Annotated in this window: 18 protein-coding genes; 6 read left to right on the top strand and 12 right to left on the bottom strand. The window is 54.4% G+C overall.

Annotation, left to right across the window (positions count from 1 at the left end):
• Window positions 1-63: 63 nt before the first annotated feature.
• From ACHUEV_RS08950 to hslO, 7 genes are read right to left on the bottom strand one after another with little or no spacing between them, the layout of a single operon-like run.
• A complete protein-coding gene (locus tag ACHUEV_RS08950) occupies window positions 64-1,266 on the bottom strand; it encodes a class I SAM-dependent RNA methyltransferase (RefSeq protein WP_394179043.1) in 1,203 nt (400 codons plus the stop codon).
• Window positions 1,266-3,098 carry an ABC transporter ATP-binding protein gene (locus ACHUEV_RS08955; RefSeq protein WP_394179045.1) on the bottom strand — a complete coding sequence of 611 codons (1,833 nt, stop codon included), beginning with the start codon at window positions 3,096-3,098 and terminating at the stop codon, window positions 1,266-1,268. Before ACHUEV_RS08955 ends, ACHUEV_RS08950 begins: the two co-directional genes overlap by 1 nt.
• 17 nt (window positions 3,099-3,115) lie before the next feature.
• Window positions 3,116-4,942 carry an ABC transporter ATP-binding protein gene (locus ACHUEV_RS08960; RefSeq protein ID WP_394179047.1) on the bottom strand — a complete coding sequence of 609 codons (1,827 nt, stop codon included), beginning with the start codon at window positions 4,940-4,942 and terminating at the stop codon, window positions 3,116-3,118.
• 43 nt (window positions 4,943-4,985) lie between these two features.
• Window positions 4,986-5,567 carry a LysE family translocator gene (locus ACHUEV_RS08965; RefSeq protein ID WP_394179049.1) on the bottom strand — a complete coding sequence of 194 codons (582 nt, stop codon included), beginning with the start codon at window positions 5,565-5,567 and terminating at the stop codon, window positions 4,986-4,988.
• Window positions 5,560-6,693, bottom strand: a complete 1,134-nt coding sequence (locus ACHUEV_RS08970; RefSeq protein ID WP_394179051.1) for a CCA tRNA nucleotidyltransferase — start codon at window positions 6,691-6,693, stop codon at window positions 5,560-5,562. The genes ACHUEV_RS08965 and ACHUEV_RS08970 overlap by 8 nt, the downstream gene beginning before the upstream one ends.
• Window positions 6,690-7,274, bottom strand: a complete 585-nt coding sequence (locus tag ACHUEV_RS08975) for a CoA pyrophosphatase (RefSeq protein ID WP_394179053.1) — start codon at window positions 7,272-7,274, stop codon at window positions 6,690-6,692. The genes ACHUEV_RS08970 and ACHUEV_RS08975 overlap by 4 nt, the downstream gene beginning before the upstream one ends.
• Window positions 7,267-8,259 (bottom strand): Hsp33 family molecular chaperone HslO, encoded by a 993-nt coding sequence (gene hslO, locus ACHUEV_RS08980; protein ID WP_394179055.1) that lies wholly within the window; start codon window positions 8,257-8,259, stop codon window positions 7,267-7,269. The genes ACHUEV_RS08975 and hslO overlap by 8 nt, the downstream gene beginning before the upstream one ends.
• Before the next feature lie 76 nt (window positions 8,260-8,335).
• On the opposite strand from hslO, the gene ACHUEV_RS08985 reads away from it, so the two are divergent.
• Window positions 8,336-8,773, top strand: coding sequence for an NUDIX hydrolase (locus tag ACHUEV_RS08985; RefSeq protein ID WP_394179057.1), 438 nt, complete (start codon window positions 8,336-8,338; stop codon window positions 8,771-8,773).
• Here ACHUEV_RS08985 and ACHUEV_RS08990 read toward each other — a convergent pair.
• Window positions 8,762-9,565: a hypothetical protein gene (locus ACHUEV_RS08990; RefSeq protein WP_394179059.1), complete on the bottom strand. Its 804-nt coding sequence runs from the start codon at window positions 9,563-9,565 to the stop codon at window positions 8,762-8,764. The genes ACHUEV_RS08985 and ACHUEV_RS08990 overlap by 12 nt on opposite strands.
• 136 nt (window positions 9,566-9,701) lie before the next feature.
• Here ACHUEV_RS08990 and ACHUEV_RS08995 point away from each other — a divergent pair, with 136 nt between their 5' ends.
• Window positions 9,702-10,919 carry an argininosuccinate synthase gene (locus ACHUEV_RS08995; protein ID WP_106358696.1) on the top strand — a complete coding sequence of 406 codons (1,218 nt, stop codon included), beginning with the start codon at window positions 9,702-9,704 and terminating at the stop codon, window positions 10,917-10,919.
• Window positions 10,916-11,203 (top strand): SCP2 sterol-binding domain-containing protein, encoded by a 288-nt coding sequence (locus tag ACHUEV_RS09000; protein ID WP_106358697.1) that lies wholly within the window; start codon window positions 10,916-10,918, stop codon window positions 11,201-11,203. Before ACHUEV_RS08995 ends, ACHUEV_RS09000 begins: the two co-directional genes overlap by 4 nt.
• Here the strand turns inward: ACHUEV_RS09000 and ACHUEV_RS09005 are convergent.
• Together ACHUEV_RS09005 and ACHUEV_RS09010 are read right to left on the bottom strand one after the other, a co-directional pair.
• Window positions 11,198-11,896, bottom strand: a complete 699-nt coding sequence (locus ACHUEV_RS09005; RefSeq protein ID WP_394179062.1) for a sulfotransferase-like domain-containing protein — start codon at window positions 11,894-11,896, stop codon at window positions 11,198-11,200. The two genes, ACHUEV_RS09000 and ACHUEV_RS09005, sit on opposite strands and share 6 nt — an antisense overlap.
• Window positions 11,893-12,792, bottom strand: a complete 900-nt coding sequence (locus tag ACHUEV_RS09010; RefSeq protein ID WP_394179063.1) for a D-amino acid aminotransferase — start codon at window positions 12,790-12,792, stop codon at window positions 11,893-11,895. Before ACHUEV_RS09010 ends, ACHUEV_RS09005 begins: the two co-directional genes overlap by 4 nt.
• 132 nt (window positions 12,793-12,924) lie before the next feature.
• Here ACHUEV_RS09010 and msrA point away from each other — a divergent pair, with 132 nt between their 5' ends.
• The gene (msrA, locus tag ACHUEV_RS09015) at window positions 12,925-13,551 is read left to right on the top strand and encodes a peptide-methionine (S)-S-oxide reductase MsrA (protein WP_394179064.1); all 627 of its coding nucleotides are present in this window, start codon (window positions 12,925-12,927) and stop codon (window positions 13,549-13,551) included.
• Here msrA and ACHUEV_RS09020 read toward each other — a convergent pair.
• The gene (locus ACHUEV_RS09020; RefSeq protein WP_394179066.1) at window positions 13,548-14,414 is read right to left on the bottom strand and encodes a ribokinase; all 867 of its coding nucleotides are present in this window, start codon (window positions 14,412-14,414) and stop codon (window positions 13,548-13,550) included. The two genes, msrA and ACHUEV_RS09020, sit on opposite strands and share 4 nt — an antisense overlap.
• Window positions 14,414-16,669: an NADP-dependent malic enzyme gene (locus tag ACHUEV_RS09025; protein WP_106358702.1), complete on the bottom strand. Its 2,256-nt coding sequence runs from the start codon at window positions 16,667-16,669 to the stop codon at window positions 14,414-14,416. Before ACHUEV_RS09025 ends, ACHUEV_RS09020 begins: the two co-directional genes overlap by 1 nt.
• Window positions 16,670-16,793: 124 nt before the next feature.
• Between ACHUEV_RS09025 and mutS the strand changes: the two genes are divergently transcribed.
• Complete coding sequence (gene mutS / locus ACHUEV_RS09030; RefSeq protein ID WP_394179068.1) at window positions 16,794-19,421, top strand: DNA mismatch repair protein MutS; 2,628 nt, start codon at window positions 16,794-16,796, stop codon at window positions 19,419-19,421.
• Window positions 19,421-20,305, top strand: coding sequence for a DMT family transporter (locus tag ACHUEV_RS09035; protein WP_394179070.1), 885 nt, complete (start codon window positions 19,421-19,423; stop codon window positions 20,303-20,305). The genes mutS and ACHUEV_RS09035 overlap by 1 nt, the downstream gene beginning before the upstream one ends.
• The last annotated feature ends 1 nt before the right edge of the window (window position 20,306 follow it).

Below are 20,306 nucleotides of genomic sequence, written 5' to 3' on the forward strand. Positions count from 1 at the left end.
GCCGTTTTTAAGCAATTTAACCCTACATTGTGGCAAAAGGTAGGAAATTCTAGCAGTTTACCCTCATTTTCGTGTGAATGGGGCGACGACCTCTACGTGGGGGGACCAGCGGAACTGATCGACTGTTTGCACCCAAGGCATGCTAAACCCAACATCTGTCAGCATATTTGCATCGCGGGCAAATGTGATCGGGTTACACGACACCATCGCAATTGTTTTGATCTCGGAACGGGCCAATGCCTCGATTTGGGCTTCAGCACCGGCACGCGGGGGATCAATCACGGCAGCATCAAAGTGGCGCAGCTCGTCTGGTTCTAACGGACGGCGGAATAGATCGCGCGTTTCAGTTGTCACTTTGCGCAGCTGATGACCTTCGCGCCAACCACGATCAAGCGCGTTCAGCATTTCAGCCTCGCCCTCAACGGAGTGAACCTCGGCTCGTTTAGCGATGGGCAATGTGAACGTGCCGCATCCTGCAAATAGATCAACGACGCGGTTCGCCTTGGCCGTAATTTCTTCGACGGCTTGCAGCAGCGTGGTTTCACCGTGCTTTGTTGCCTGCAAAAACGCGCCCGGAGGAGGCGTCACCTTTGTGCCGCCAAAATCTTGCGTTGGAGGATTGATGGTAACGACGGGTTCGTCGTTCCAGACCAGACGCGACAAACCGTGCTGGTTTGCAAATGCCGCCAATTCTACACGCAACTGCGGTGTCAGTTCTTTGTCTGTGGCAACAAATACATCCGGACCAAGTGCGGCATCGGTTACGGTCAGGTCGATTTCGCCTTTGCGCGAACATGCCAAGACGGTCAACGCCTCTAGCGCGGGCTGAATGGCCAACAACGCTGGTGTAAGTAGTTGGCAGTCAGGCACAGCGACCAACGTGTGGGACGCGCGACCGTGAAACCCGACCATCGCGCCCTTTTTGGTACGGCGCCCAGAAAGCTTTGCACGACGACGAGACCGCGCTGGCGAAGTCGCCACTGCGCGAAAATCAGGGGCGAGCCCGTGCGCCTGCACCGCCTTTTGAACGATGCCCAGCTTCCAGTCGGCGACGAATTCATCTGTGGCGTGTTGCATCGCGCATCCACCGCAAGATTTGTAATGCCGACAAGATGCCGCAACGCGGTCGGTCGACGGTGTAACGATCCGCACTGTGCCGTCTTGGGCAACTTCAACTTCTTCACCGGGAAGAACACGGGGTAGCAAAGACCGCCCATCAGATGCGCGCCCCATGCCAAGGTGAGTCAGGCTTTCAATCGTTAACATTATTCCGCCGCATCTTTCGCATCTATGAAACCACCAGACTGCCTATTCCAGTAACGGGCATAAAGCCCACCTTTGGCCAGCAAGTCGTCGTGCGTTCCTTGTTCAACAACGCGGCCCGCGTCAAGCACGATGATGCGATCCATTTGCGCCAAAGTAGACAAGCGATGGGCAATGGCGATCACTGTCTTTCCGTCCATAATAGAATCTAATGCACCTTGAATCGATGCTTCCACTTCGGAATCGAGAGCACTTGTAGCCTCATCCAGCACCAAAATCGGGGCGTCTTTTAGAATGGCACGGGCTATCGCGATCCGTTGCCGTTGGCCACCAGACAGCTTTACCCCACGTTCACCCAGATGCGCGTCATAGCCTTTGCGCCCCTTGTGATCGACCAACTGAAGAATAAAATCATGCGCCTCTGCCTGTTTGGCTGCTGCTTCGATTTCGTCTTGGGTCGCGTCTGGTTTGCCATAGCGAATGTTATCAATCGCTGACCGGTTAAACATTGCGGTTTCCTGGGTGACCATCGCGATCTGGCGACGCAGGCTTTCTTGGGTGACGTCCCGGATATCTTGGCCGTCAATCGAAACAACGCCTTCTTCGGTGTCGTAAAGACGCAGTAGCAAAGCCACCAATGTCGATTTCCCAGCGCCAGACGCGCCAACCAAACCCAGCTTTTCGCCCGGTTCAACGGAGAGGTTCACACCATCTAGCCCACCGGGACCGCCACCATACCGAAAACTGACGTCTTGCAAGGCAATCGCACCTTGATCCGCATTCAGCTCCGCAGCGTCAGAAGCATCGGTCAAAGAATGCGCAGGGCTAAGGGTATGCATCGCATCTTCAAGCTCGCCCACGTTGGCGTACATGCCCATCAACGTAAAGCTGACCCAGCCCGTCATTTGCGACAGCCGCAAGGAAATCGCACCTGCTGCTGCAATGTCACCCGCCGTTGCTGAACCCAAACTCCAGAAATAGAGCGTCGCGCCGACCAAAATGATTGGAAGTAACCCGCCCAGCGCCATTAGCCAGAACCGAAACGCCGCAGACAACCAGCCATAATTTATCGCCCTATCGCGATAGTTTTCCATGGATTCGATCGCGGCACGGTCTTCGAAATCATCGTGGGCGAACAGCTTTACGGTCTTAATATTCGTGATGGTATCAACCACCTGCCCTGTGACCATCGCACGTGTTGCAGCACGTGCCTTTGCGCGTTTACGGATACGAGGCATGAAGTATTTAATCATACCGATATAGGCGACCACCCATAGCGTCAGCAGCGCAGCAGACCGCAGATCCATCGTCAGCAACAAAATGATCGACCCAACAAGCGAAGCTAACGCAAAGGCCACAGTGTGGATCATATCGACCACCAAATCTGTTGCCGCTCTGGCCGCTTGCATCTGCTTTTGCGCAATACGGCCAGCAAAATCATCGTCAAAGAATGTAACCGACTGCCCAATCGAATGCCGATGCAATCGCGACAAGATGAGGTTGCTTAAAGACGGTGCAATGACCACGTTTTGAAGAAGCCCAGACACACCTAGGAAAATCGGGCGTACGACTACGAAAAATAGGGTTACGCCAAGCAACAACATCATGTTTTGCGAGAAATAAGAACCAGCATCGGACGCTAGCGCCGCGTCGATAACCCACCCCAGCATCAGGGCGGTGGCGACTTCTAGTGTTCCCGCCAAAGCAGACACTATTCCAGCCAAAAATACTACTTTTATGCTGCCTTGCACGCACCATTTTAGGAACGCCAACAAGGTCTGCGGGGGCGGCCCATCGGCGCGTTCGAACGGGTCGATCCAGTTCTCTGGTTTCATTCTATGTCCTGCTCAAATTATCCTAGAAACCCACCAGATTGACGGGCCCAGAACCGCATGTATTGCCCATTCGCTGCTAACAAATCGTGGTGACTGCCGTCCTCGATGATACGGCCCTGGTCCATAACGATTATGCGATCCATCTGCGCGATGGTCGAAAGTCGGTGAGCGATGGCAATAACCGTTTTACCTTGCATCATCCCGTAAAGGGTCTGCTGGATCGCGGCTTCGACCTCACTATCTAGCGCGCTTGTCGCTTCGTCCAGTAACAAGATCGGCGCGTCTTTCAGAATAACCCGCGCGAGCGCGATACGCTGCCGTTGACCACCCGAAAGCTTAACACCGCGTTCACCAACGCGTGCATCATAACCCTTGTTACCTTCAGCGTCCTCAAGCCCCTGAATGAATTCGTGGGCTTCGGCCTTTTGCGCGGCAGCGATCATCTGCTCTCCGGTGGCATCTGGACGTCCATACAAGATGTTTTCACGTACCGATCGATGCAACAGCGATGAATCCTGCTGTACCATACCGATAACGCGCCGCAGGCTTTCTTGGCTAACAGACGCAATATCCTGTCCGTCAATGACAATCCGCCCCTCTTCCGCGTCGTAAAAGCGCAGCAATAACTTAACCAGCGTCGACTTGCCCGCACCCGATTGCCCAACAAGGCCCACCTTTTCACCCGGTGCAATCGTCAGATTGATATTATCTAAACCGCCGCTTTCTTTGCCATAGTGATGGGACAGGCCGGAAACCTCGACCTTGCCTGCACCCATTTTAAGTGCGCCCGCGGCATCGTCGTCCAACAGCCGAATAGGCTGCGCGATGGTTTTCATCCCTTCAGCAACGACACCCAGTTCACGGAAAAAGTTGCTGATTGCCCACATGATCCAGCCGGACATCGCATTCAGACGCAGCGCCAACGACGTCGCAACAGCAACAACCCCAACCGAGGCAACGCCCTGCATCCACAGATAGATCGCCCAACCAACGACCCCAACGATGAGCAGACCGTTCAAGATCATCAATGCCACGTCCATAATCGTGTACAGGCGCATCTCTGCTTGGAAGGTACTGCGCGCCTTTTCAATTGCGTCTTTGGCATAGGCAACTTCGCGGTCGTGATGCGCGAACATCTTGACCGAGTGAATGTTGGTATAGCTATCGACAACGCGTCCGGTAATCGCACTGCGCGCGTTTGATGAAGCCTCTGACGCGGGGCCAATCCGTTTCACGACCCAGCGCAGAAGAAACGCGTAGGGTATGAACCAAAGCGCAAGCGGCAAAATAAGCCACGCGTCAGCCTGCCCGAGCAAAATGGCAGCACCGATAACATAGGCAATCGCAAATGTTATCGCGTCGAATAACTGAAACACGACCTCGCCCGCAGCTGGGGGTGTTTGCATGATCCGGTTGGCAATACGGCCGGCAAAGTCATCCTCGAACCATCCGACGGATTGCCGCAGCACGTGCTTATGTGCTCGCCATCGCACCAATGTCCCAAAGTTGGGTAGGATCGTGTTATTTAGCAGTAAAACTTGGAAAATATGGATGGCCGGTCGCAATGTTAATATGAACACCGCAACCAGGATGAGCTCTAGCCCGCTTTGCATCCAGACCTGTTCTGGGGTGCCGCCCGACAAGATGTCGACAAGCCGGCCAAGATAACCAAGCAACCAAATCTCGACCGCAGCAATGACCACAGACGCGATTGCCGTAATGGCAAAAACGCCAATGAATGGCTCTGCGTATTGCCGCAAAAATGGATAGAGCCGCGTGGGCGGCGCATCGGTCTCTTGATAGGTGGTATAAGGATCGACCAGACCTTCGAAATAACGAAACATGGACCTGCCTTTCGGATACGCGAAAGACATAGCAAGGTTTCAATCAGAGGAAAACCAGCACCGAAAAACCGACCAGCGCCACAGCCATAATCCGCATAAATATGCGCCAAGCGGCCTGATTGGTCAGAAGATAGGCAAGCAAGCTGCCCGCAGTCGCCCAAAACAAACAAACCCCAAGGTTCAAACCCGAAAACGTTAAGCCAAGCGTCACCGCTTGATCCGTCGGCGATGCGCCAGCGACATATGCGGTTGCGCTCAGTGCCACGGCCCAAACCTTTGGATTTACCCATTGAAACAAAACAGCCTCAAGGAATGTAAACGGTCGATCCCCACCCTGGTTTTTCGCCGGATCAGCGCGCCATAGGTTGAAAGCCATCCATAGTATCCACGCACTGGCGGCTATTTTTAGGACGATCTCAAGCGTTGGGTGCGCCTTAAGCAGTGCGCCAATACCGAACCCTGTAACGCCAGCGGTAATCCCAACGCCCAGCGCCACACCCAGAATATGCGGGACGGTGCGCCGAAACCCAAAGCGCGCGCCAGATGCTGTCAGCAAAATGACATTCGGGCCCGGTGAAAACAGACCAAAGAACACAAACCCAAACAGCGGAAGTAAGTCAGTCAAGTAAGTCAGCCTTTGTCAGTGTAAAACCCGATGCAATCCACCGCGCCTCTGCGTCTTTCAACGCCATGCCAAGGGCAGGGCCTTGGAGCTTTGGCATTAAATCAGCAGCCTTAAGGGGGAACACTTGCGCCGCGCCGTTTTTTGCTTTTTGTGCTAAGTTAGAGTCTATTTCTTGACCAAGGCTTGCCGCCCTAACAGCCATATTATCCAACGCGGCCTGCGCGCCAAACCAATACCCAAGTTCACTGGGATCAAGATCGCTGCGCATCTGTTTTAGCCGCTTGCTTTCATCTTTCGACAACCGCAGGCCGCCGGTATCACCACCCAAAATCGCCAATCGGCGGATTGGGTCAGGCGACATTCCCGCCTGCCCTTCGACATGCACCAAAACGGCAAGCATCCCCGCATTCGCACCGGGAAGCACCTGCGCCAATGCACCCGTCGAAGCCATAGAAGCAACTGATGGCGCGGGGTCAGGTGCGGCTAACAATTTCAACAGCTCGCTTGTGACCCGTTCAGCTGAAAGCGTTTGTAAACCTTCAATATTTTCGGCGCAGGCCGCCAGCGCATCAGGGTCGGGTCCTTCATCTGTTGCACCATACCACGCGTGGAACCGGAAATACCGCAAGATACGTAGGTAATCCTCTTTGATCCGCTGATCGGCATCTTCGATAAACCGGATCCGGCGGGCGTAGAGGTCAGGCAAACCGCCTAGTGGATCGGCGACAACACCGTCAGGGCCGACATACAGAGCGTTCATCGTGAAATCGCGACGCCTTGCGTCATCAACCATATTGTCAGCGAAAGCCACGGTCGCCCGACGCCCATCCGTCGCAACATCCCGGCGAAAGGTTGTCACCTCAAAAGGGACACTTTCAGCAAGAATAGTGACTGTTCCATGCTCGATTCCAGTTGGAATTACGCTGAGCCCGGCAGCCTTGGCCAAGGTCGTTACAACATTCGGATGCGCGTCTGTCGACAGGTCCAAATCGGCGACGGGCGCACCCAAAAGCGCGTTACGCACGCAGCCACCCACGAACCAAGCCTGATAGCCAGCGTCGGTCAGCAAGCCACAGACTTGTTGGGCCGCTTTATCGTCTAGCCAAGGTGCATCAATTCTTGTCATGACAACCGATCAGCAAAGCCACGCAAAATGCGGGCTGTAGCGCCCCAGACGTAATACGGGCCGTATGGAACCGCATAATATTCACGCCTTTGACCTCGCCAATAACGGCCTTCAATCCGATAATTCGCGGGATTGGCCAGATGTGACAGTGGAATTTCAAAAACTTCGCTGACTTCGCCCTCTTCAGGAACAGGATCGTAGTCTGCAGTCAGCACGCCAACGATGGGCGTCATCTGATAGCCCGTCACCGTTTGATGCGTTGGTAAAGCCCCAAGAACATCGACAATACCATATGGCAGGCCAATTTCTTCGTGTGCTTCGCGTAGCGCTGCATCGGTTAGCGTTGCATCGGTTGGGTCTTGTTTGCCGCCGGGAAACGCAATCTGGCCCGGATGATGCTTTAGCCTTGCAGACCGTTTAGTCAGAATTACACTCTCTAACACAGGGTGAATTGCCAATAAAACCGCCGCAGGGGTCTGCGTCAGTTTTGCCGGCATAATAGATTTGTTCAGGTCAAAGTCAGACGACGCACTGCCCGAATTGGACAGCGCGTCAACAATACGTGTGCGTAGATCAGGCACCGCCATCCTTGGCCTCAAAACCCAGTGTGGCTGGATCAAAAACATAATGCGCACCGCAGAACTGGCAGTCAGCGGTCACTGTGCCTTCTTCAGTCGTCATCGTCGCGATGTCTTTGGCCGAATAGATGGACAGGCTTTGACGAACACGGTCATCCGAACATGTACAGCCAAACGCAACAGGCTGTGCATCGAAGACGCGTGGCTGTTCTTCGTGGAACAAACGCACCAATAGATCGGTTGGTGTCACTGTCGGCCCGATCAGTTCGATCTCGTCCACAGTATCCAGCAACGCGTTTGCGCGGTTCCAGTTCTCACCTTCATTTTCGTCCAGAATATCGGCCGCATCCAGCAAACCTTCCTCGCCTGACCCGCCTTCGCCGGACACAGAGGGGGATGCTTTTGGCATATGCTGTAGCATTACACCGCCCGCGCGCCAGTGCGCTGCTTCGCCGGGCAACTGCGACTGGCCATGCGTCAGAGAGAACCGAGTTGGCAGTTGCTCTGATTGTGCGAAATATGTCTCAGCGCATTTTGAAAGCGACCCACCAGCAATGGGTGTAATCCCCTGATAGGGTGTCATACCTTCGCCTTGGTCGATCAAGATTGCGAAATAGCCGTTACCGATCTGTGAAAATGGTTCTGCATTATGATCCAGACGTTCGTCATCATAGGATGCATACGCACGGATGCGCGCAGGCTTACCATCCGCAGTCGGCGCATAGTAATCAGTCGCGATCAGGCGCGCAGCACCCGAACCACGAACCTGCAAAGATAGCTTCCAGCGTAATTTCATCGTCTGACCGATCAAGGCGGTCAGCAGGGACATCTCAGCGACAAGCGCTTCGATCGACGCTGGATAGTCATGCTGCGAAAGCACTTGTTCCAGCACGCCATCAAGCCGCGCCACCCGCCCACGGATGTCGGATGCATCAAGTTGAAAAGGCAGGACGGTATCGTCCCAAGCGATTTTGGCGCTGAGGCTCATAGGGTTTCCTTACATGTCAGGAATTGGCATACCGCGCCTATATAGTCAGGACAAGCCACGGTCCAAGGGGTAAGTGATGATCAAACGCTATGGAAACAGCCCAAAACCGGGTCAAAACTATGTTTTGCGCTCCGGAGCCTATGCGATTTTGCCGCGCGAAGGGCAATTGCTGCTAACTTACCAAGGCGATCCACACTTTGAATTTCAGCTTCCCGGTGGCGGTATCGACCCCGGAGAAAGCCCCATTCAGGCGCTACACCGCGAAGTATTCGAAGAAACTGGCTGGCGCATTGGCAAACCCATGCGCCTAGGCGTTTTCCGTCGGTTCACCTACATGCCCGAATACGGGATTAACGCCGAAAAGATCTGCCACATTTATCTAGCCCGCCCCGTACGGCCCCATGGCCCCCCATCAGAGGCAGGCCATGAAGCCGTGTGGATGAACCCACGCGACGCCGTTCAAGAAATCGCAAACGATGGCGATGCCGCGTTTATCGCTGGTTTAATCGATTAGCGGGCGGCCTTCGATTAGGTGGCCATATAGCGTTGTCAGAACACTGACGCCGACCATTAAAGTCACCCATTGAACAAAGATGTCCACAACCATGCCAAGGATTGGGCTAAGACCGTATAGACCTTGTGTTGCGACACCCGCAATCGCGCTGGCAAAGGCAATGATAAAGACGATACCGAAAATCGTGCTACTCATTTCTGAGGTGGCACGCCATGCATCACCCATACTGATTGGCTTTCCTACCGCGACTGCTGGCAACGCCACCCCAATCCGAAACCAGACATAAGATACCACGGCAACCATAACGATGCCGAAGATCGCGATTCCAATGAACAAAGAACCCTCACCTGCAGCCGCAAACTGCATCATGAACGCCGATGACACCATGCCTACAGCGAAAGCGACCAGTGCAATCAAAAGACCATAAAGAAGGCTGCGTCCCACATATGGCCAGATTGGACGGCCAGACACGGCAGGAAGCATGCCGCTGTATTCTTCAAGCAAGATAAACCGATGCCATGATACAGCGACCCACGCAGCCACAAATACGATAAACACCAACACGACTAATGCGAACAGAAGAATGCCACCTCCGCCTTGCCCCATAAAATGCTCTGGTGGCACTTCACCTGTCATAACACGAAGCAGCTGACCATTATTCCCCACCAACGCAGCGCCCGCGCCAACTATTACAAGGATTAATATCAGATAGGGCCCAACCGACACCCGAAGTGCCTGCCCCAAATTGCCGAAAATCATAGCAAACGCATGCCGTATTATTTGAAAAGCCATCAACAAATTCCCTTTTTTGGCGAATGGGGACTTCGTTACATGCGGCAAAGCATGCGTCAACGGTGCAATCCTTGCTCTATCGGCGGAAAACCGTTATCGCGCGAAGCTAATTACATCTGACATAAAGGCCCCTCGTATGACTGCCCCTAAAAAAGTTGTTCTCGCCTATTCCGGTGGCCTCGATACATCGATCATTCTGAAGTGGCTTCAGACGGAATACGGGTGCGAGGTTGTTACCTTTACTGCTGATCTTGGCCAAGGCGAAGAGCTGGAACCAGCCCGCGCTAAGGCTGAAATGATGGGCGCAAGCGCCATCTACATCGAAGATCTGCGCGAAGAATTCGTTCGTGACTTTGTGTTCCCGATGTTCCGCGCAAACGCCGTTTACGAAGGCGTTTACCTGCTGGGTACATCCATTGCCCGCCCACTGATTTCCAAGCGTTTGGTTGAAATCGCCGCTGCCGAAGGTGCAGACGCGGTTGCCCACGGCGCGACAGGTAAGGGCAACGATCAGGTTCGTTTCGAACTGGCGGCTTACGCGCTGAACCCAGATATCCAAGTGATCGCACCTTGGCGCGAATGGGATCTGTCCAGCCGGACCAAACTGCTTGAGTTCGCTGAAAAGAACCAAATCCCAGTTGCCAAAGACAAACGCGGCGAAGCGCCGTTCAGTGTTGACGCAAACCTGCTGCACACGTCTTCCGAAGGCAAAGTGCTGGAAGATCCGGCCGAAGAAGCACCAGAATACGTCTATCAGCGCACAGTGAACCCAGAAGACGCGCCCGATACACCAGAAATGGTCGAAATCACTTTTGAAAAAGGTGACGCGGTTGCGATCAACGGCGAAGCAATGTCGCCTGCGACTATCCTGACCAAGCTGAACGAACTTGGTGGCAAGCACGGCGTCGGTCGCCTTGACCTCGTTGAAAACCGTTTCGTCGGTATGAAGTCACGCGGCATCTACGAAACGCCTGGCGGCACTGTCCTTCTCGAAGCCCACCGTGGGATCGAACAGATCACGTTGGATTCCGGTGCAGGTCACCTCAAGGACAGCATCATGCCCCGCTACGCAGAGCTGATCTACAACGGCTTCTGGTTCTCACCAGAGCGTGAAATGCTGCAAGCCTTGATCGACAAATCCCAAGAGCACGTCAGCGGTACCGTTCGCGTGAAACTTTACAAAGGTTCTGCGACAACCGTTGCGCGCTGGTCCGATCATTCCCTGTATTCAGAGGCCCACGTGACCTTTGAAGAAGACGCAGGCGCATATGATCAAACAGACGCCCAAGGCTTTATCCAGCTGAACGCGTTGCGCTTGAAACTGCTTGCAGCACGGGATCGCCGCACAAAATGACGCTTGATGAAATCACGGCCCTGCTGCAACGCGGGGTCGATCATGCGCCTTTGAAGGGCAGCCTAAAATTTGACTGCGGGGACGACGGTGTTGTTGTTCTCGAAGACAAAACAGCCAACAACACTGATCGCGCGGCTGATTGCACGATCAAAATCACGCTGCCCAACATGGCGAAACTTGTCAAAGGCAAGCTGAACCCAATGACTGGCGTGATGACCGGCAAGCTTAAGGTCTCAGGCGATGCGCGTATCGCAATGAAACTAGGCGAGTTGCTGAAGTCATAGCTTTCGCGCCGCAAGCCTTTCGTAATACGGTAAGGCTTGCGCGCATAATTCAGCCGCCTCACCCTCTAGTTCTGGTAGCGGCCCTTCGGCCCCGGCAAACCCCGTGCTTTGATGCACAGCGTTGTACCAATGCGCCGCCCATACGCCATCTTCGGCGCGAGGCCCCGCTCTCCAGTTCAGCATTGCGGGTTCAAATGGCAGGTCAATTGCTTCGCACAGCTTGCGCAACATCTTTTCCGGGTTCGTACGGATGTCGGCGCTATCGATGACATGTCCGCCAATTTTGTCGAACAAGGCTGCCTGGTGCGCGTACCCAATATCGTCGAAAGTCATCTCGGAACGTTTCTCACCGTAGGACGCAATAACACGCGCCGGATGCCGGATCAGATGTACGTTCACACAGTCATTCGTCCAATCCAAAGGCATCCCGTCAATCATATGATGCGGCATGTGCTTCATATAAAAATGTGCCTTTTGAGCGGGAATAGAGTCTATGCAACGCGCCGCTACCTTTTCTGGATCCGCCTCATGCGCCGCCAAGATTTCGTCGCGCATCGGATGATCCAAACCAGTCGCTGCCAGATAGGGCGCATAGAAAGGTTCATCCCAAACGGCAAACTCCGCGCGGTTTCCAAAGCTATACATCATCGCCGTCGAAAGATTTCGAGGGCCGGACCACATTGCTATTCTCATGATCGATCAACCAATTCCTTGTAAAGCTCGCGCAAGCGCACCGTCATTGGGCCAAGTTCACCCGTACCAATGGTACGACCATCAATGCTGCTGACTGGGGTTTGTGCACCGAACGTCCCCGTCAAAAACGCCTCGTCGGCGGAATAGGTATCGACCAGACTAAAATTGCGTTCAAATACGGGGATATCGTTCGCGCGACATAGGTCGATCACCTTTTGCCGGGTGATGCCGTTCATGCAATAATCGCCCGTGCTTGTCCAAACAGCGCCCTTTTTCACAATGAAAAAGTTACAGGCGTTCGTCGTATTCACAAAACCATGCAAGTCGAGCATCAGCGCCTCGTCCGCGCCGGCCTTTTGGGCTGCGATGCAAGCTAGGATGCAATTCAGTTTGGAATGGCTGTTCAATTTGGGGTCTTGCGTCATTGGCAAACCGCGCAAATGTGGAACCGTCGAAAGCGTGATTGGACGCGGGATCTTTGGCTTTGAATGCTCCATGATTATCACGAACGTAGGGCCGGTTTGCGACAGGCTTGGGTGTTGGAATGGACGCACCTTTGTGCCGCGTGTGATCATCAGACGCGCATGGGCGTCTGTGGTCATACCATTCGCATTTTGTGTCTCTAACAAGGCTAAAATGACGCCTTTTCTGTCCAAACCGATATCCAGATCAACCGCTTTTGCGGCTTCGAACAAGCGGTCCATATGCTCGTCTAGAAACGCCCATTTTCCATCGTACAGACGTAGCCCTTCCCACACACCGTCGCCCAACATGAAACCACTATCGTATACGCTAACCGTGGCCTGCGCCTTGGGCACGATTTGCCCATTCAGATAGATTAGGATGTCTTCGTTCCGGGCATCTTCTTCGGCTTGGTGGGTGGTCACTTCGGTCATAGCGGGCTCCTTTGTTTGGACGCTAGGACAGGCCGCCAAATGTTCCAAGCGATAAACACCGCGTGAGATCACGTCGCCGTGCATTGCACCAAAACCGCCAACAAAACAGGATAGAGCAAAGAGGAGACGCCCATGTTCAGAGCAATGATTGCCGCTGTTTTAATTGCACCAACCGCGCAAGTGGTTGCCGCAGAAGATATTCAAACCGCCACAGTAGCTGGGGGCTGTTTTTGGTGCGTCGAAAGCGACTTTGAAAAGGTCAACGGCGTGATCGGTGCGGTGTCCGGCTATACCGGTGGGACCACCGCAAACCCGACCTATGAAACCATCAAAGGATCAGGGCACTATGAGGCGGTCCAAATCACGTATGACGCGGACGTTGTCAGCTATGATCAGTTGCTGCATTTGTTTTTTCGATCAGTCGACCCAACTGATGCGGGCGGTCAATTCTGCGACCGAGGTGAAAGCTATCGCACGGCAATTTTCGTGTCTAACACTGCCCAAAATGCATCAGCTGAGGCTGCCAAGGCTGCTGCCCAACGCGATTTGGGACAACGAGTTGTTACCCCAATTCTACAAGCTGCCCGGTTCTACGAAGCCGAAGCCGTCCACCAAGATTATTACAAAGGTAGCTCAATTGTTTTGACCCGGCGTGGCCCAAAACGCCAAAGCGAAGCGTATGCGTTTTACCGCGATGCATGCGGGCGTGATCAACGTGTGTCAGAGCTATGGGGCGATGCTGCGCCGTTTGTGCACTAGGACTGGAAAGCAAGAACCTCGGAAAGATCCGGGATTACGTCGGCAGTGCCGTGACGGGTGACCATTAGCGCGCTTGCTTTGGTCGCCTGCTCAATTGATTGTTCCATCGTCATTCCACGATCAAGCCCAGCAAGCACATAACCAGTGAACGTGTCGCCCGCCCCGGTCGTATCCACGGGTTCAACCTTTATCGCGTCAAAATGCTGCTTGCCGCTTGTACCATACCAGTCTGCGCCATCTGCACCCAATGTCACGATGACATCACGCACGGGCAGGTCGTCGGGCGACTGACCGGTTGCCTCGCGCAGTTGCTCGGCCTCGACAGCGTTCAGGATCAGAAAATCAAGATAAGGCAAAACCGCCATCACGCGATCCGCATCAAAGGGAGCCGCGGCATAGGCGACGTTCAAGCCCATCTGCTTACCCATGCTTGCTGCGGTGCGTTGTAGGTTTGTTTCGTTCTGCAGAACCAACCAATCGCCAGTTTGTGCCTCAGCCATTGCCGTTTGCAAAACAGTCTGCGGAATTTCCACGTTCGCGCCCGGATGAAGCACGATCGCGTTTTCGCCATGCGGATCGACCATAATGATCGCTTGCGCAGTATCAGTTTCTAACACAGCGATATTTCGTGTATCCACACCATATTCAAGTAGCCGATCAGCCGCCCATTCACCGTCTTTTCCGACGGCACCAATATGGTTTACACGCGCGGCAGCACGGGCGGCGGCGACCGACATGTTGGCCCCTTTGCCGCCCAAAAAGATCTCTCGGCCCGTGGAAGAAAGCGTCTCGCCCGGCTCCAAAATGTGTGGAACAGAGAAAACGATATCTACGTTGATTGAGCCAAGATTCCAAATTGCCATTAATCGATCCTACATGCCGCGATAACTGCCATGTTCAAGATGTCGTTTACCGTCGACACTGTCGAGCAGATTTGAACAGGCTTACCGACACCTGACAAAATCGGCCCGATTACCGTTGCGCCAGCCATCTCTTGCATCAGCTTAACAGAAATCGACGCCGAGTGTCGCGCCGGTACGACCAACACGTTAGCCGGACCTGTCAGCCGTGAAAACGGATAGTTTTCTTGCGCTTGGACATTCAACGCGACGTCGACCGTCATTTCGCCTTCGTATTCGAAATCGACGTTGCGCCCGTCAAGAACACTTGCCGCCACATGCATTTTTTCGGCTCGTTCTGAAACAGGATAGCCAAAAGTCGAAAACGAAACGAAAGCCACACGTGGATCAAGGCCAAGGTCGCGGGCAACGGATGCACCACGCTCTGCGATATCGCCCAAGTCTTGCTCGTCTGGCCATTCATGCACCAACGTATCGGTGATCAAGACGATCCGGCCTTTATGCAGCACTGCCGTGACGCCAACCGCCCCATCATGCGGCTGTGCGTCAAAAACGTGGTTGATCAGTTCAAGCACATGCGCAGATTTCCGCGTCGCGCCCGTGATCATCCCGTCGGCATGCCCATGAGCAACCATCAAAGATGCGAACACATGGCGGTCGCGCGCCGCCAAACGGTGGATATCTTGTCTATCAAACCCTTTGCGCTGAAGGCGATGGTTCAAGAATTCTTTGTAAGTTTCAAGATGTTCGGTGTTCGCTGCGTTCACCACGGTCAGTTCAGCCACTGCATCGCCCAACCCTTCGGCGGTCAGCTTTTCTGCGACGTCGCTTGCGCGTCCAACAACCAGCGCTTTGCCAAGCCCAGAACGCTGATACAGAACAGCGGCCCGCAAAACGCGTGGGTCATCACCTTCGGCAAATACCACAGTTGACTGGTTTGACCGCGCACGTGCGTTCAGGCTGCGCAAGATCGAAGCTGTAGGATCCATCCGCCCCATCAAGGTGGCCTCGTAAGCATCCATATCGACAATCGGACGCCGCGCGACACCCGTCCGCATACCTGCACGCGCAACGGCGGTTGGAATACGGTGGATTAAACGTGGATCGAAAGGCGTTGGAATGATGTAGTCACGCCCAAAAGTCAGCTTTTTGCCATATGCCATTGCCACTTCGTCAGGAACGTCTTCGCGGGCAAGTGCAGCAAGCGCTTCAGCGCAGGCGATTTTCATTTCATCGTTGATCGCACGGGCATGAATATCAAGCGCACCACGGAACAGGTAAGGAAATCCAAGGACGTTGTTCACCTGGTTCGGGTAATCCGAACGGCCAGTCGCAACGATGGCATCCTCGCGGACGGCATGCGCGTCTTCTGGTGTAATTTCTGGATCAGGGTTTGCCATCGCGAAGATTACGGGGTTTGGTGCCATGCTGGCGACCATATCTTGGGTAACGGCGCCCTTGGCGCTAACCCCAAGAAACACATCACAGCCCTTCATCGCGTCATCTAGGCTACGAGCATCAGTGTTCGCGGCATGTGCCGACTTCCACTGGTTCATCCCTTCAGTCCGGCCCTGGTAAATCACGCCTTTGGTATCGCACATAATGCAGTTATCGTGCTGGGCACCCATCGCCTTGAGCAGCTCAAGACATGCGATGCCGGCGGCACCTGCCCCATTCAGCACGATTTTAACGTCTTCGATCTTTTTACCCGACAAATGCAGCGCGTTCAAAAGACCGGCCGCACAAATCACCGCCGTCCCGTGCTGATCATCGTGGAAAACGGGGATATCCATTTCCTCTTTGAGGCGCTGTTCGATGATAAAACATTCAGGCGCTTTGATATCTTCAAGGTTAATTCCACCAAACGTCGGCCCCATTAGCCGCACCGCATTGCAAAACGCATCGGGGTCTTCGGTATCAAGTTCGATGTCGATCGAGTTCACATCGGCGAACCGTTTAAATAGAACGGATTTACCTTCCATCACTGGCTTACTGCCCAGTGCGCCAAGGTTACCAAGGCCCAAAACAGCAGTACCGTTTGAAATCACGGCAACCAAATTGCCCTTGTTTGTATAGTCATACGCAGTCGAAGGGTCAGCGGCGATTTCCTCGCAGGGGATGGCGACACCGGGGGAATACGCCAGCGAAAGATCGCGTTGCGTCGTCATTGGCACAGTCGCCTGAATTTCCCATTTGCCCGGGTTTGGCTGCATGTGGAATTGCAGCGCGTCTTCGCGGGTCATCTTCGTTTTGGCCATTATCGTCCCCCTCGTTGGTCCGACAGTCATAGCTGTTTACCGATTGGAGCCGCAACGGGTTGATTTCGGGGTTTCGTCGCTAACATTGGCTAGGTAATGTCGGCCCGATGATCCGGGGGCATGAATGAGCACGAAGAAATCCACTGTCACGCCAATGATGGCACAGTTTCTAGAAATCAAAGCGGCGTACCCTGATGCGCTGCTGTTTTACCGTATGGGTGATTTCTACGAGATGTTCTTTGATGACGCCATTGCAGCAGCCGAAGCATTGGACATCGCGTTAACAAAGCGTGGTAAACACGATGATCAAGATATCCCCATGTGCGGCGTACCCCACCATGCAGCCGAAGGATATTTTCTGACGCTAATCCGCAAGGGGTTTCGTGTCGCAGTTTGCGAACAAATGGAAAGCCCCGCCGAAGCGAAAAAGCGCGGATATAAGGCGGTGGTCAAACGCGAGGTCGTGCGCCTTGTGACCCCCGGTACGCTGACAGAAGATTCCTTGCTTGATGCCCGTCGCCACAACTTTCTTGCTGCATATGCCGTGATCCGTGATGAGGCCGCCCTTGCATGGGTCGATATTTCAACCGGCGCGTTTCATGTGATGCCATGTAGCGGTGTGAATTTGGGCCCCGAACTTGCCCGCCTGACCCCACGCGAGGTGATCGTCGCAGATGGATCAGAGGCGGATTGGGCTGGAATAGTGTCTGATAATGGCGCGACCCTGACAACTTTGGGTGCCGCTGCCTTTGACAGCACGGCAGGTGAAAAGCGTCTGTGCGCCCTGTACAAAGTCGGGTCGCTAGATGCCTTTGGTGGTTTTTCACGGGTCGAGATTTCAGCCATGTCTGCCGTGGCCGAATACCTCGACATCACGCAAAAAGGTAACTTGCCCCTGCTGCGCCCCCCCGTTCAGGAAGGCCAGTCCGCAGCGATGCAAATCGACGCTGCGACCCGTCGTTCACTGGAACTGACCCACGCAATGAATGGCGGTAAGCAAGGGTCGCTTTTGCATTGCATTGACCGCACCATCACTGCTGGTGGTGCACGGATGCTGGAACGGCGGTTATCATCGCCATCGTGTACCCTGCCCGTCATTCATGCGCGTCAGGACTGTGTTGAGCATCTGGTAAACAACACGCGACTGACCGAAGATATCCGTGATCAGCTACGTGGCGTTCATGACCTTGATCGCGCGCTTTCGCGTTTGGCGCTGGACCGTGGCGGCCCACGCGATATGGCAGCCATTCGCAACACGCTCGGTCAAGCCCAAGCACTTGCGGAATGCGTCACCGGTGATCTGCCATCGCTTTTGGCTGATGCAGCAAAAGACCTAACCGGGCATGATGAACTGCTCGCGCTTCTCGATGATGCGCTGGTCGCTGAACCCCCACTGTTATCCCGCGATGGCGGGTTTATCGCACCGGGTTATGACGAAGAACTGGATGAAGTACGCAAACTGCGCGACGAAGGCCGTTCAGTTATCGCAGCAATGCAAGCCGAGTTCATCGAACTATCAGGTATTCCGTCGCTTAAGATTAAGCACAACAACGTGCTGGGCTATTTCATCGAAACAACGGCAACCCACGCCGACAAGATGATGGCCGCGCCACTGAATGAAAACTTCATTCACCGCCAGACGACCGCAAATCAGGTGCGCTTTACGACCGTCGAACTGTCCGAGATTGAAACACGCATTCTGAATGCTGGCGGTCGAGCGCTTGAGATTGAAAAAAGGCTCTATTCCAGCCTAACTCAGTCAATTGTTGCGCTCTCTGGACAACTAGGTGCATTGGCACGGGCGCTTGCAGAATTCGATTTGGCGACGTCACTTGCACATCTGTCTGTGGCTGAAAACTGGACCCGTCCGTTGGTGGACGACAGTCGCGCGTTTGAAATAGCCGGTGGCCGCCACCCGGTGGTCGAGGCCGCACTTCAAAAGGCTGGTGAGCCATTCATTGCCAACGATTGCGGGCTAACTGGCGCGCCTATTTGGTTGCTGACCGGTCCGAACATGGCTGGTAAATCGACCTTCCTTCGCCAAAACGCGTTGCTGGCAATCTTGGCGCAGATGGGCGGTTACGTTCCGGCTGCAAAGGCGCATATCGGCATCGTCAGCCAAATATTCAGCCGCGTTGGTGCATCCGACGATCTGGCCCGCGGCCGATCAACGTTTATGGTTGAAATGGTCGAAACTGCCGCGATCCTAAACCAAGCGGACGACCGTGCGCTGGTGATTTTGGATGAAATCGGACGCGGAACGGCGACCTATGACGGCTTGTCCATCGCGTGGGCCACCCTAGAGCACCTACATGACGTAAACCGCTGTCGTGCCCTGTTCGCCACCCACTACCACGAAATGTCGGCGCTTTCGAACAAGCTCGTCGGTGTGGAAAACGCCACGGTGACCGTCAAGGAATGGGAAGGCGACGTGATTTTCCTTCACGAGGTCAAACGCGGGACTGCGGACCGCAGCTATGGGGTACAGGTCGCACGACTCGCCGGCCTGCCTCCCGTTGTGGTCGAACGCGCCAAGGTCGTGTTGGAGGCGTTGGAAAAGGGCGAACGCGAGGGCGGAAGTGCACAAAAGGCTATCATCGACGATTTGCCACTGTTTTCCGCGACACCAGCACCTAGTCCCCAAAAACCGAAGGATTCTGAAGTCGAAACGCGGTTGAAAAGCATCCTGCCGGATGAGCTTACCCCGAAAGAGGCGCTTTCGCTGATTTACCAACTGCGTGATTTGATCTGATGAACAGCGCCCGGTTTGCAAGTGTGGGCGCGGTTTTACTAGCCGCCTGCCTATGGGGAACGACCGGGACAGTTCAAACCCTATTGCCTAGCAACCGCGAGCCGCTTGCCGTGGGTGCATTGCGGTTGGCATTCGGCGCATTGTTTTTGCTGGGGTTGGCTTTCTCAAAGCGTGAAAGCCGCAACGCATTTCACAAACTGCCACTACGCGCGCTGTTGACCGCTGGTGTTGCTATCGGTTGCTACAATCTTTTGTTCTTCTACGCCGTTTCCGTGGCGGGCGTCGGCATAGGAACGGCCGTAACGATTGGCAGTGCGCCACTTTGGACCACGCTTTGGGAAATCGTCGTGGGCCGTCAGTTGCCGGACAGGATACGCATTCTTGGCCAATGCTTGTCCATCATCGGCGTTGGGATGTTGGGATTGGTTGGGGCAAGCTCTGATGGGTCGATGTTTGGCATCATACTCGCGCTAGGTGCCGGGGCTTGTTACGCGTGCTATTCGCTTGCGACTAGCCGTATGACGCAACATGCACCCACGACAACAATTGCTGCCGCTACCTTTTGCATTGCGACGCTGGTCACACTTCCCGCGCTTATTTTCGTGCCCCTAAGTTGGCTGGCAGATCCAACAGCGTGGTTTGGGCTGGTTTTCTTGGGCTTTGTCGCCACTGGATTGGCCTATGCGCTTTATACATGGGGGCTAATGCGCATAGCTGCGTCTACAGCCGTGACCCTAGCGTTAGCCGAACCTGTTACCGCGTGGCTTCTTGCCACGTTCCTAATCGGAGAAGAAGTAACAGTTCAAAGCACTATTGGCGCGCTGCTTGTACTACTTGGCCTGATTGTCGTTACCTGCATCCCGACTGCTTCACGTGAAACATAGA

Source organism: Yoonia maritima (genome assembly GCF_043641945.1).
GTDB classification, from domain to species: Bacteria; Pseudomonadota; Alphaproteobacteria; order Rhodobacterales; family Rhodobacteraceae; genus Yoonia; species Yoonia maritima_B.